Origin of the sequence: Dyadobacter sp. CY351 (assembly GCF_021502625.1) — a bacterium.
GTDB classification, from domain to species: Bacteria; Bacteroidota; Bacteroidia; order Cytophagales; family Spirosomataceae; genus Dyadobacter; species Dyadobacter chenhuakuii.
This window is the reverse complement of record NZ_JAKFFU010000012.1, coordinates 290,262-303,451: the sequence shown is the minus strand read 5'-3', so window position 1 is coordinate 303,451 and position 13,190 is coordinate 290,262. Positions and strand designations below refer to the sequence as shown.

The window sequence follows — 13,190 nt, the reverse complement described above, 5'->3', positions numbered from 1 at the left end:
GAATACATCACCTACTACAACAAAGAGAGGATCAGACTTAATTTAAACGGAATGAGCCCGGCACAATACCGAGCTCATCACACTAATCGTTAATCTTTAAACCGTCCAACTTTTGGGGTTCAGTCCAGATTGATTTGCAGGCTTTTCTTGTTTATAGTCCAAAATCAAAACATTATTTTTTTGCTTCCTTAACCGCCTTGATCGGGAAATCTCCGTATTGTGATGAGATCATTCCGGTGAGTGTATCGCCTTTTAGTGCCAAATTATATTTGAAAACACCCTGGTCAGATTCTGTCGAGAATGTGACTTTATCCGCGGCAACGGTCAATTCCTTCATTTCCTGCTTTTGCGTGTCACCTACGTAGCCAACCGTTTTGTTGTCTTTTTGCTCAAAAGTGAAAAATCCGGATTCGTATTCGGGCGGAACATCGCTGATCTGATATTTCCAGGTGCCCAATATATCGTCCGCCGTGACCGATTTCTGCGCTGCAATTGAGAAAATCCCAAGTGCGATAACCATCATGAAGTACAACTTTGTTTTCATCCTGACCAAAAGTTTAAAATTTGAAAACTAATATTTGGTCACCAATTAACACAATTCCGGATACAGTTCAAAATTTAGATCAGCTCAACATATCCATCCGTCCCATTCACCCGGATCCGCTGTCCATCCTTGATGAGCTTTGTTGCATTTTCTACGCCTACAACGGCTGGTAAGCCATATTCGCGTGCAATAACGGCTCCATGGGTCATTAACCCGCCTACTTCTGTGACGAGACCTTTGATGGAAACAAACAAGGGCGTCCAGCTCGGATCAGTGAAAGCGGTAATCAGAATGTCGCCATCTTCCAGCCCGGCGTCTTCCATGTTCAATATCACGCGCGCGCGACCTTCAACGATCCCGGACGAAACGGCCAGACCGGCAATGGCGCCATCAGGTAGATTTTCTTTTTTATAAGAACCGGTAATTACTTCACCATCAGACGTCATAACCCGCGGAGGCGTTAATTTTTCATAACTTTTAAATGCTTCCTTCCGTTGGTAGATAAGTCCGTTTTCCAGCTTTTTTGTCCTGACAACCTCACATAATTCGTCGAATGTGAGAAAATAAATCGCTTCCTTGTCAGCTATGACATTTGCCTGCACAAGCCGTTCAGCTTCCCTTAATAACGCTTGCTTATATACGAAGAAGCGGCTTACCATTCCATATTTTGGATATTCACGATAACCCGTAAAATTGCGGATCAGGTTGATCACCTGTTTGGCCTCCTTTGCTTTTGACTCACCATCAGGCAGTTGTCTTAGCCGGTTCAATAACTCCTTTTCTTTTTCCAATGCTTCCCGCCGCCCCTGCTCAAATTTTCTTTGACTGGCACCAGGTTCAAAATTTCTGATATTACCAAGAATAACCGGGATGAGCGTGGCGGGCTTTTCAATCCAGCGCGGACGCGTAATGTCAATTTCGCCGGCGCATCGTACACCGTATTTTTGTAGAAAAGTATGCATTGCGGTCTGGGCTTCTTTTCCACCTTCCAATTGGGCCAGATGGTCCAGAAAATGATCATTTTTCACATTCTGAAGATAATGGATGACTTCCGGAAAAGGGCGGATCACATCTGCAACGTCCAGTAATGCCAATCCCATTTCGGAAGTCACATTGTTGGGGACAGATTGAGTAAGTGTGTCTGCTGCATTTTTCTCACCCAGCCATTCATTCATTTTGTCATTAACCCACGCCAAGGCATTAAAAGTGGACATAATTGTCTTCGTACTCAGCGAATCAAACATGCTCTTCTTCCACTGTTGAATGTCCTGGCGGATGAAGTCAAGCAGATTAGAGCCTGATTTGGACTGGATATCCGCTTTCAGTGCGGCAAGCGATGTTTCGCTCTTGCTGATCAAATCCGTTATGACCTTTGGATCGTCGATGAACGGCGGAGTGGCAGGCGGCGGTGCGGGGTTGCTCATAACCGATTGTTCTTCCGGCAAAAATTCAATAAAATCTTCCCGGCCCAAAATATTCAGCAGCGCGTCTTTGATCAGCGGATCAGACTTTCCTAATGTCGTATTCAGGATAATATCCCGCATGGCCGGAGAAGCTAGGTTCGGCGCGACGTCCACGAATAATCTCCCGCCAGCGGTGCGCATTTTGGCAGGGGTTAGCAACAGGAAAACGGAAAGCCCCAGCGGCTTCATAGCATCCGTCATCATTTGCTGGTGGCCCACAGACACATAAACGGCCGGAAGGCCCTCAGCATGAACCGGATCGCTTGTCTGAGGAATGGGGAACAAAGTAGTAATCGGGCGGCTTTGAACAATATAAAACGTGTTACCAGACAGGCACCATTCGATATCCTGAGGAGCGCCGAAATGGGCTTCAATTTTTCTTCCGATGTCGGAAAGCTGTAAAACTTGCGCATCTGTCAGCGTTTGCATTTCCTGTTTTTTGGGATCAATCTTCTCTTCGTGCGTGCCGCCATTTGCTGATGCACGAATAGCCAGCTTCTTTCCTCCTATCTTCTTGTCGACGATAGCTTCGTTACGGACTTTATAATGATCCGCATTGACAATGCCCGAAACCAGCGCCTCGCCTAGGCCGAAGCTGGCATCGATGGATGTGACATTCCGGTTGCCATTAACTGGATCGGCAGTGAACAAAATGCCGGCCGCATCAGGAAAAACCATCTTCTGAACCACCACCGACAGCTGGACTTTGCGATGATCAAATGCGTTTTGAATGCGATAAATCACCGCACGATCCGTGAACAGGGAAGCCCAGCATTTGCTGATATATGCGAGAATAGCCTCCTTTCCTATGACATTCAGGTAAGTATCCTGCTGGCCTGCGAACGATGCCGTCGGCAGATCCTCCGCCGTGGCGCTGGAACGGACCGCATATGCATTGCTTTCACCCAAATGATTAAGATGAATGCCAATTTTCTCGCTGATCTCCTCCGGGATCGTTGTTGCTTCAATCAACCCTCGGATTTCCGCACTGATTGCACTGATCGCTTTTCGATCCTCAGCATGCAGCAGCGCCAGCCGATCAAGCAGCATATCGATATCCGGGCTGTTCGCAATAATTTCCTTAAAAGCATTGGTAGTCACGCAAAAACCATCCGGCACCTGCACGCCCGGAATCCGCAGCAACTCGCCCAGATTAGCACCTTTGCCACCGACCAAGTGCATGTGCGTTTTATCAATGTTCTTAAATTCTATTACGAATTGACTTTTATTTTCCATGGCTAATAGTAATGCATTATTGTTTGTTGAGCTGTTCCGTCGTTTCTTTTGCTATTTCTATCGCTTTGTTAAAATAGGCTTCAATGATTTTGCTGTCCGCATCGGAAAATGACGCCAGCATTTCCTCCGTTTTGCTCCTGAAATCCTTGTATAGCGGCGCAAGGAGCGCCATAATGTTTTCGGTGTTGGCTACAATGATCACTTTCCGCCTGTCTTCCGGCGCAAAGCGTCTCTTCACCAGATCTCTCTTTTCAAACCGGTCGATCAAACCGGTTACGGCGCCCGTGGTGAGACCCGTCAGGTTCGAAAGTTCACCCGCCGTCATTTCGCCTTTTTCGAGGAAAAATCCCAGATACTTATGATCCGTCCCGGCAAGTCCGGCCTTTCGGGCAACGGTTTCATGCATTTGCAGTGAAACATATGCGTATTGCTGGCCCAGTCGCCGGACCATCTTTACAGCCTCGTCATTCATACTTTATCTTGTTGAATAATTATCTTAGTCACAAAGATAATTATAGAAAAGTGAGACGTCCAAATTATCAGGTAAAAAATAAAGTCGATCCTTTTGCGTCACTAGCGCTGTTTCCCTCGTATTCCCTAGCAACATCGTTCAGGAAATTCTTGAAATGATTAAATTATTTTTTTGACATACCATAAAATGTAACCGAACGTTAACGAATTTTAACGCAATGCTAAGTATGCCCAAACCACTCTACCAGTTACTAATTTTTGTCTTCGTTTCTTTTCAGGCTTTTGCTCAGGAGCAGATTACCATCAGTGGTTTTGTGCGTGAAAAAGGAAGCCTGGAACTGTTGCCAGGTGTGAATGTGTACCTCGAAAATTCTACGGTCGGGACGGTTACCAACACCTACGGCTTCTATTCACTGACCATTCCGAAATCAGATTCCGTCAGGATTTCCTATTCCTTTGTAGGTTATGAAAGGCAGGAAGTGAGCGTTGAAAAGGTCGTTAGCCAGCAGATTGACATTGCATTATCAACAGCTAATCAGCTGAACGAAGTCATCATTTCGGGAAGGCGACAGGATGAAAAAGTTAGCGAATCGGTGCAGATGAGCCAGATTGAGATCCCCATTTCCCAAATCAAAAAAATCCCGGCGTTTTTTGGTGAAAAGGATGTGATACGCGTTTTGCAGCTTATGCCGGGCGTCCAAAAAGGGACCGAAGGACAAACGGGCTTATACGTCCGCGGCGGCGGGCCAGACCAGAATCTGATCATCCTCGACGACGCGGTTGTGTACAATGCAAGCCATCTTTTCGGCTTTTTCTCCGTTTTCAACAGCGACGCCCTCAAAAGTGTTGAACTCACAAAAGGTGGGTTTCCGGCGCGATATGGTGGCCGGCTTTCCTCGGTTGTTGAAATGAATATGAAGGAAGGAAGCAAAGAAAAACTCCACGGCGAAGGTGGCATTGGCCTTATCTCATCCCGGTTGACGCTGGAAGGGCCATTGGCTAAAAAGAAATCCTCTTTCCTGATTTCCGCACGACGTACATACATTGACGTGCTCGCTCAGCCACTGATCGCCCAACAGCAAGCGGGGTCGGATAGCAAGGTGAAGCCAGGCTATTTCTTTTACGACCTCAATGCGAAAGTCAATTACGATTTTGGGGCAAAGAACAAGCTGTATGTCAGTGGATATTTCGGGCGTGATAAATTCAACATCCGGGAAAAGAGCACCGATAGTGAAAACAGATCGGGGCTGAGCTGGGGGAATGCGACGGCGACATTGCGGTGGAATCATTTGATCAACCAAAAGCTGTTTGTAAATACTTCGCTGATTTACAGCCATTTCAATTTTAATATTTTTGCCAACGACAAGCGGTATGAAAAGGGCTTATTGCAGGATGAGTTTAGTTTGAAATACAACAGCCTGATCCGGGATTATAGCCTGAAAACGGATTTTGATTATTTCCTCAATGCAAAACACAGCGTAAAATTCGGGGCGCAGCTTACGTCGCATCGCTTTGTCCCTTCGGCCCTGGCGCTGGAAGGCGACTTTTCTGACGATGAGATTGACCTGCAAGCCAAACCCATCAACACCCTGGAAGCGGGCGCTTATGTGGAGGATACCTGGCAGCCCTTTACCGCATTAAAGGTGAACGGAGGTTTCAGATTGAGCTTTTTTCAAACAAAAACAAAGTTATATGTGCGACCGGAGCCCAGGATTTCCGCAGCATTGAAATTGGCAAAGGATTTTTCCGTCAAAGCCTCATTTGCCAAAATGAACCAATATGTGCATTTGCTGAGCAACACCGGACTAGGTTTGCCCACGGATCTCTGGGTTCCTACCACCGACCGGGTGGCACCGCAACAGTCCAGCCAGGTTGCATTCGGCTTTGCAAAAGATCTTGAAAAGCCCGGCCTGGCGCTGACTTTGGAAGGTTACTATAAGAAAATGGACAACATTATCAGTTACAAGGAAGGCTCCTCCTTTATCAGTCTGGACGGTGAAAATGCCAACGAACTCGACTGGGAGGACAACATTACCACGGGAAAAGGCTGGTCCTATGGCGCCGAGTTCATGGTGCAGAAGAAAACCGGAAAGCTCTCGGGCTGGGTAGGTTATACATTATCATGGACGCAGTGGAAATTTCCGGAGCTCAATTTTGGCAAAACATTCTATCCCCGCTACGACCGCCGCAACGACATTTCGGTGGTGGGAATTTACGAACTGAGCAAGCGCATTACATTATCGGCAACATGGGTTTACGGAACGGGCAATGCACTTACGATCCCGATCTCGAAGTTCTCTACGTATCCAAACCGCTTCGTCCCGAACCCCTGGGGATCACCTGCATATGGCGGGAATGTCACCAACGAATATGGAGACAAAAACGGCTTCCGGGCAGAGCCTTACCACCGTATGGATGTTGCGATCCAGTTTCACAAGAAGAAAAAGCGGCACGAACGCACCTGGGAATTTGGGCTTTACAATGCATACAACCGCAGAAATCCGTTTTTCTATAACATTGATAATAAAAAAGATCCAGGCAATCCTGACAGAAGGATCAATGTCCTGACACGCTATTCGTTGTTCCCGGTGCTGCCGTCTTTTAGTTATAATTTTAAATTCTGATCAAAAATGCGCGTTATAACGGCTTTACACATGAATAAGACCTTGCTTTTCCTCATGCTGATGTGCATCGGTTTGCTGTGCGGCTGTGAGAACCTTGTCAATGATCTGGATCAGGACAAGCTTCCGAAAGTAGAGGCTAAACTGGCTGTTTCCTGCTACATTTCTCCACAAAGCCCGCGGTTGGAAGCCATTATTACAGAGTCACAACCGATCTTCGGGCCTGCGTACTACAATCCGGTGATTGTTACCAACGCCGAAGTAATCCTGTCCGACGATGTAAATCAGGTCCGGCTGGTTTTCGATGATTCACTCCAGAACTACGTTGCGGACAGCAGTGCGTTTAAGGTCGTGGCGGGCAAGACCTATACATTGACTGTTAATGATGGAAAAAGGTTTGTGAAAGCGCAATGCACAGTGCCTTTTAACCGGGTGAAAGAAATGGAAGTATCCATTGACAAAGAATGGGCCGGATATGAAACCGATTCGACTGCATGGTTCTGGTTTTCGTGGGAAGATGTGAAAGGGGAAAGCAACTATTATGCACTTCGCGGTTCCTATACGCATGAAGAAACTATGCCCCGGCCCGACCCGAAAACAGGCAAGACCGAACCTTTTCGATATATCTTCAACACGGAAATGATTGCTTTTGAGAGAGGCGTTTACAATGATGTAAATCTCGACGGGATCAAGTTTATCAGCCCCAAAAACGGAGCTCACATCAGTTCAAACAGGACCGTTACCTATCTGGACGAAAAAGGTGCGGAAAAATCACTGGAAACAAAGCCCCTCATCAGGGACGTGAGAATAGAAGTAATGTGCATTGACGAGCATTATTACAAGTTCAGGCGCTCGTTGGAAAACAATAATGATAACCCGTTTGTAGAACCTACTTTGGTTTATACGAATGTGGAAGGTGGGCTGGGCTGTTTTGCATCGTTTAATGCGGTAGGAAAAACCATTAATCCCTGAACTGCTCCGCTATCAAAAGAAACGGTGACCAGGTTTTTGTCTGGCCACCGTTCAAATTGTTAAGGCTGCAAATCAGTATTTAAGCTCTTTGATTTTTGCTATGACCCTGTTTGCGATGATTTGGTAACCCTTATCATTCAAATGAATTTCGTCCGTGCTGACGTCGGCCCGCAGACCTCTCGGGAAATTGAGATTTTCAAGGTCTGTCAAGTCGTCCTGTGAAGGACTATAACTGATTTCGGCCAGTTCTGCATCCGTTGGCGGCGTCATTGGAACAAATGATTTTCCATATTTCGCTGCCAGCTTCTCATTAATCGAGGCAACCTGCTCGAAGTTTTCTGTTCCCTTCCGATCCGATTGCGCCAGCAGAACGCCGAGGACAATGTAACGTGCGGGCGCTGTGATATAAGCAATGGAACTGTCGAGGGCGGCAAGGATTTCCTCTTCCGCATTCGGTTTCCCAATGTTATTCCGGCCATACCATAAGATCTGCGTGGCCGTTTTCAGCCTCGAAGCGTCGTCCAGCAAAAATTCCGAGTTTTCGGGGACATCAATTACGCTTACAGCCGTAGGTGTGATTGTATAATTTTCGCCCAGTTCCGCGTTAGCTGTTCGCCTGATGGTGCACCTGACACCGCCTACGGAGCCGGTTCTGCTGTATTCGTCGTTATTTGTGGGTGTTGATAAAAATTGATTGCTCAGTTTTGTGATCCGCACAGGCTTGATGCCATTCAGCTTATTGCCTTCGATGGATATTGTCAGCGGCGTTCCACCTTGTCGCACGGCAATGCGCGATGCAACCTGCCCTACGATGCCGTCGCTGAGGACCGGTCTGCTTGCCAGTGCAGCTGCAACAATGTTCCCGTAAGGACCGGTGCCACCTGCGCCGATGGTGAGACTATCGCCAAAAAATGCCAGCGTTTTGTCTCGGTCGGGCTGTTTTTCTTCTTCCTCTTTGTCGGTTTTGGGGAAAATATCTTCGATAATCCCGCTACACGACGATAGCAATGTTGTTGTAAAAATGGCCGCCCCAGATTGTAGGAAAAAACGCCTGCGGCTTAGTGAATTGTCTGGATTCTTAATGTGCGAGTCAGTCTTCTGATCTTCATTCATTTTTTTGGAAGATATATGGGGTTATGCTTACATCCTTCCAACAATAATCATTCCAACCGCAGACTCATTACTTTGCCGTTGAATCACTAATATTTGTTGCATTTTTCCACGCTATGTTCCTTTGTGAAAAATCACATAGCCATGGAACAACTATTCTTACAACTTGCAGGTTTAATTGAAGCAGGATTAGTTATATTGATGCTTTTCATTGGATTCAAGATCATCCAATCCCTGGAAGTAACATCTCCCAAAAAGTAGAACAATTCTCATATGGCAATTCAAGCCATAAGTAAAGCATTACCAAACCCGAAATCTCAAAAACAGCTGCCCGTTCACTTTTCGAATGGGGTATTTCGGTGAAGCAGAAAGATTGCTCAGGGGTGCCAAAATATTAAATCCTGCCTGGAAACGCCCCACCTTATACGAGAGGCCTGCTTTGAAATAGAAAATATCTTTATTCAAATAGCGCCCGGTCTGTTCCGACCCTTTTAATGTAACCAGTTTCGGAGCTAACAGTTCGCCTCTTCCGTTCACAACCTGCTCTTGCACCAGCGCTCCTAGGACGCGGCTATAAGCAACGCCTGCCCCGATCGTAAAGTGATTTACTAACTCATACTGATATTGTAAAGCCAGGTTAATGCTGGCCGTTTTAATCAGATTTCGCCTGAGCGAAACAAGCGAAGAATCGGGCCCGGAAATGGAATCCGGATTTTGATCCAGTTTTGCGTGATTGCCGAAATAGGGCTGGTAGGCTGAGGCGCTCAATGTCAGAGAATGATTGTCGCGAAAAGTTTTACTTATATAAATGCCCGGGATCAGCAATAATGCTGGTTTTTGGGTGCTGTCGATACCCGTGAAAAGGAAATCAGTCTGCTTCAACGGCGAAATCAAGTTCCATTCAAGTCCTGCTTCAAAGGTCTTCCGTTGCGGTTGTTCAGGAATGCTCCCCGGCTGCTCTTTATCGGATTTTGTAATGTCCTTTATTTTGGCTGAAAAACCAGGATCATAAAATTTCGGTTTAAAATGTTGAGATTTGAGTTGTATTAATGTGGCCGCCGAACCCTTATAACTCTCAGTAACAACATTCAGATCACTCGAAATTTCGCTCGCTGCTTTTCCGTTTCCAACACGATCTGCAAAATGCTCATCCCGCTCCCCGGCAACGTTTTCCAATCTTTCATTTTTCTGGTTAGCATCGGGCGATTGTCTCATTTTTGCAGCTCCGACACGGCTTTCCGGCACTTTTACCACGCGATTCCGCTTCACTGGCTGTGCCTTTTTCATGTTACCTCTTTCCGTTTCGGAAATTGTTCTTGCTTCCTTCTTGCCAGCAATCGCGTCACGATCTCCTGATTCTTCACTCCGTACTAATGCTTCACTTTTCACTAATTCTTCACTCTTCACAAACTCATTACTTTTCACTAACGCCTCACCTTCCTCCACCGCTTTTTCACTTTCATCTATTTTTACACTTTCTCCAACCTTTGCAGTATCCTCCTTGCTCATAATTAAAGCTGATTCCGGTTTCGGAGCTTTCTCCTGCCCGTTACTAGTATTTTCCGCATTGTTATTTAAAAACAAAAACACGCCCAAAATGACAACCCCAAGCGAAACCAGTCCGGAAAGCAGTTTAGCCAAGGTGAGTGGGCCGCCTTTGAACATGTGCTTATCAGGAAGACCCGAGGGGCCAGCATTAAGCATATCGTTCATCTTTCCCCACGCGTCTTCGGCCGGAATTTCCGGATCCGGCAATTTCCCGGAGAAAAATTTGTCGATATTTTTGTTTTTGTTTTTCACATCAAAAGATCTTTTCAAAAATTATTTTCAGCTTTTTGCGGCCTTCGCTCAAATGCCATTTCACCGTGCCATCCGAGATATCCAGCGACTCCCCGATTTCCTTAATGCTAAAACCATCCAGATAAAACAATCCGCAAACGCGCCGGGTTGCCACAGGTAACGCAGATAAATAGACGATCACATCCGACGCGCTCAGCTTGTCAAATGGACTCTCTGCGGATTCGAAACCCATCTTATCGTCAAGCTCGTCGTAATCAAACTGCTGCGTTTTCTGATTCCTGAGCTGGGTAAGGGCCGCATTTCTCACTGTTGTGTAAAGCCAATTAAAAAATGCTCCTTTTTGATCGTCGAACTGGTCAATATTTTTGAAAACCTTCAACATTCCATTATTAATGGCTGTCAGGATCTCATGTTTGTCGTCAAAAAATTTACGGCATAACGCAAAAAGCACAGGATAAAACTGGCGATACAGCTTCTCCTGGGCTTGACGCTCCTGACGCCTGCAACCCGCTAATATTTCATCTAAATGATCCAATCCGGCATGTTAGCAACCGCCAGGCTTAATGTTCCCGGCGGTTAAAAAATTCGTAATCGCTTTTCCTGAATTATAATGATTTCTTAGTAAAAATAACCCCGCTTTCATATGGCCAGCTGATAGCATAGCCATCAGGGCTGCCTGCGCACCGAGTCAGCGTTGGGCAGGCTGTCGGTCCCGCCTACCAACGTATCGGGCTTATATATGCTGTCGAGGGGCAGGGAATCTCCCGGAAAGGGGTTAAGCGAATCAGCGGCTTCCCTCAGTGAATTAGGTCCCGGATCAGTGATTTTGCTACGCTCGCAGGCGGCAAGCTGGATCAGTCCAAGGAAAATGACGAAAATAATCAGCTTCTCTACTTTCATGACTTTATAGTTTAAATGATAAACGACAAGTGGTTTAGGGCCTGTCAATAAAATAAACTACAAGGGTTGTTCACAAGGTTGGGTAACTAATTAAAAAAGTCGAACATTAATACACCGCGGCGGCTTATCGAATGTTAAAACCTGATACTCACCCCACCATTAACCAACCCTTTGAAGCCATAACCCAACTCGACAAAACCCCCGACGTCTTTTCCGAGCCGCACGCCAATAGGTGAATAATGCAGCGTGGGTGCCATATAGGATGTGTCGGAAATGCCGTCATACTCATTGGTCCAGGAACCAAAAAAACCTGCGCCCACAGAAGAATACAAATTAACCCTTGGCCTTTTCAAATAAAAGAAATTGGTTTCGACAGCAATTGCTAATGTCCTGGGACGGGGACCGTTATCTATCCATTTAAAAAAGCGGGTTTCATGCGCGGCTGCATTATAGGCACCGCTCGCACCCAGTGAAAACCTTTCGGAAAGATGATATTTGTAACTTAATGAAAATGCAAAATCATTCACTTCCTTGTCAGGCAGTCGGCCGGATAATGCTAAAAAGAACACTGTAAAAATTTCGGCAGCGACATCTTCCGTTGGCATAATGCCGAAACCTATTGCGAGCTCACTTTTTCCTTTGTCCTGCGCAAGGCACGGAATAATGGTGCAGCTCAAAAATGCGATTTGTAAAACTAACGTTCTCATGGTCAGGTTTGATTAAGGATGAAAAGGGAATTAGGATCATCGTTTATGTCCTGATCAAAGTAACTCGAATGGTATTAATTTATATCTTGTCCTGCGACATAGATATACGTTGTTCTACGACAAGATTTTGATGAAAGCCAAAGAAGAAATAAAGCCGCTGGACCGCATACTCGAGGCCTCGCAATTCATGGTGTCCCAGGAAGTAAAGGAGCGTTTCACTAAAAACCTGAAACGTTTCATAATCCCCAAAGGGCGGATCCTGGTCGATCTCGGGCAGGTGAGCCCTAATCTTTATTTGATCGAAAAAGGAGTGATGCGCACTTATTATTTGCGCGGTTCGGAGGACATTACTTCACTGCTGGTTGCGGACGGAGACATTGTCTGCATTGCCGAAAGTTTTCTGTTGCAACAATTATCAAACGAAGTGCTGGAAACGCTCGAAGATACGATCGTATATGCCATAGGGTACGATGCTTACAGGAAGCTCGTGGAAGAGGACGCGTACATGGCCGGACTGGCTGTCAAACTGCTCGAACAGCATCTGATTAATTTCACAGACCGTGTTAAAGTTTTTAAATATCTATCTGTTGAACAGCGTATTGAACATTATGTAAATCAACCTTCGTCACTATTCCGCCGCATTCCCGATCATTATATTGCCACTTATCTCGGCACAACTCCGGCAACATTCAGCCGCTGTCTTAAAAGTATTCAATTTGATAAAAACCGCTGATCTATTTTGTAATTACCAGTGACATTTAAAGTAGAAATACTAAAAAAAAGCCGTAATGAATCCTGCGATTCATTACGGCTTTTTTTCAGTAACAACTTGAAAAACTGCAAGGCTATTAACCTTCCTGCTCAACAGCTTTTGGCTTACGGCCACGTGGCTTTCCGGTGTAAGCTGGCTTTGGTTCAGAACTTGCCAATGCTAATTCGTAACCTACAACGCCATCTTCGTAATGGAATGGTGTTGCCGTAAATGTGTATTTTGTAGTGTCAAAAGCGACGCCGCCTTGTTTCAAAATAATAGCCAGCGGAATCACATATCCTCGGCCACTTTTTACCAATTCAAATGTATCTGTATCATCAGAAGAAGGAATCAGATATACCGTATTGATCTTTCTTTTCCCCTGATCCGTTCCGATTTTGAACCGTGTTGCATCGGCCTCAATTCCTAATTCTTCAAGAGCAGCAACGGGAAGAACAATTTTACCTGTTGCGGAAATGTAGCCGGCAGGTTTAGCCTTTGATTTGATTACCTCACTTTTTGGAAGGTTTTCCTGAGGTGAAAAAAACTTAATTGATTTAGCTTTCATAAAATATGAATTAAAAATTAGCGGTTATGTCCGGTGAAATTAATCAT

At 45.7% G+C, this 13,190-nt stretch carries 13 protein-coding genes; 4 read left to right on the top strand and 9 right to left on the bottom strand.

The window, feature by feature from the left end; genetic code table 11:
• Positions 1 to 6: 6 nt before the first annotated feature.
• Complete coding sequence (locus L0660_RS26405; protein ID WP_409013419.1) at positions 7 to 93, top strand: IS3 family transposase; 87 nt, start codon at positions 7 to 9, stop codon at positions 91 to 93.
• A 79-nt stretch (positions 94 to 172) separates the two neighbouring features.
• Here L0660_RS26405 and L0660_RS21900 read toward each other — a convergent pair whose 3' ends face one another.
• The 3 genes from L0660_RS21900 to L0660_RS21890 form a co-directional block, all read right to left on the bottom strand.
• Positions 173 to 544 carry a hypothetical protein gene (locus L0660_RS21900; protein WP_233794956.1) on the bottom strand — a complete coding sequence of 124 codons (372 nt, stop codon included), beginning with the start codon at positions 542 to 544 and terminating at the stop codon, positions 173 to 175.
• Between the two features lie 74 nt (positions 545 to 618).
• Positions 619 to 3,243: a phosphoenolpyruvate synthase gene (ppsA, locus tag L0660_RS21895; protein WP_235161328.1), complete on the bottom strand. Its 2,625-nt coding sequence runs from the start codon at positions 3,241 to 3,243 to the stop codon at positions 619 to 621.
• Between the two features lie 16 nt (positions 3,244 to 3,259).
• The gene (locus L0660_RS21890; protein WP_235161327.1) at positions 3,260 to 3,715 is read right to left on the bottom strand and encodes a MarR family winged helix-turn-helix transcriptional regulator; all 456 of its coding nucleotides are present in this window, start codon (positions 3,713 to 3,715) and stop codon (positions 3,260 to 3,262) included.
• Between the two features lie 226 nt (positions 3,716 to 3,941).
• On the opposite strand from L0660_RS21890, the gene L0660_RS21885 reads away from it, so the two are divergent.
• Both L0660_RS21885 and L0660_RS21880 read left to right on the top strand, forming a co-directional pair.
• Positions 3,942 to 6,338, top strand: a complete 2,397-nt coding sequence (locus tag L0660_RS21885) for a TonB-dependent receptor (RefSeq protein ID WP_235161326.1) — start codon at positions 3,942 to 3,944, stop codon at positions 6,336 to 6,338.
• A 30-nt stretch (positions 6,339 to 6,368) separates the two neighbouring features.
• Positions 6,369 to 7,307 carry a DUF4249 domain-containing protein gene (locus L0660_RS21880; RefSeq protein WP_235161325.1) on the top strand — a complete coding sequence of 313 codons (939 nt, stop codon included), beginning with the start codon at positions 6,369 to 6,371 and terminating at the stop codon, positions 7,305 to 7,307.
• Between the two features lie 72 nt (positions 7,308 to 7,379).
• Here the strand turns inward: L0660_RS21880 and L0660_RS21875 are convergent, their stop codons facing one another.
• The 5 genes from L0660_RS21875 to L0660_RS21855 form a co-directional block, all read right to left on the bottom strand.
• Positions 7,380 to 8,420: an SGNH/GDSL hydrolase family protein gene (locus tag L0660_RS21875; protein WP_235161324.1), complete on the bottom strand. Its 1,041-nt coding sequence runs from the start codon at positions 8,418 to 8,420 to the stop codon at positions 7,380 to 7,382.
• Positions 8,421 to 8,717: 297 nt separating this feature from the next.
• Positions 8,718 to 10,235: a hypothetical protein gene (locus L0660_RS21870; RefSeq protein ID WP_235161323.1), complete on the bottom strand. Its 1,518-nt coding sequence runs from the start codon at positions 10,233 to 10,235 to the stop codon at positions 8,718 to 8,720.
• Positions 10,219 to 10,752 (bottom strand): RNA polymerase sigma factor, encoded by a 534-nt coding sequence (locus L0660_RS21865; RefSeq protein WP_235161322.1) that lies wholly within the window; start codon positions 10,750 to 10,752, stop codon positions 10,219 to 10,221. Before L0660_RS21865 ends, L0660_RS21870 begins: the two co-directional genes overlap by 17 nt.
• A gap of 131 nt (positions 10,753 to 10,883) precedes the next feature.
• A complete protein-coding gene (locus tag L0660_RS21860; protein WP_235161321.1) occupies positions 10,884 to 11,117 on the bottom strand; it encodes a hypothetical protein in 234 nt (77 codons plus the stop codon).
• A gap of 134 nt (positions 11,118 to 11,251) precedes the next feature.
• Entirely contained in the window at positions 11,252 to 11,824 is a 573-nt protein-coding gene (locus tag L0660_RS21855) for a hypothetical protein (protein WP_235161320.1), read from the bottom strand.
• A gap of 130 nt (positions 11,825 to 11,954) precedes the next feature.
• Between L0660_RS21855 and L0660_RS21850 the strand changes: the two genes are divergently transcribed.
• On the top strand, positions 11,955 to 12,557 hold the full coding sequence (locus L0660_RS21850) for a Crp/Fnr family transcriptional regulator (protein WP_235161319.1): 603 nt from the start codon (positions 11,955 to 11,957) through the stop codon (positions 12,555 to 12,557).
• A 115-nt stretch (positions 12,558 to 12,672) separates the two neighbouring features.
• Here the strand turns inward: L0660_RS21850 and L0660_RS21845 are convergent, their stop codons facing one another.
• On the bottom strand, positions 12,673 to 13,143 hold the full coding sequence (locus L0660_RS21845; RefSeq protein ID WP_233794946.1) for a hypothetical protein: 471 nt from the start codon (positions 13,141 to 13,143) through the stop codon (positions 12,673 to 12,675).
• Between the last annotated feature and the right edge of the window lie 47 nt (positions 13,144 to 13,190).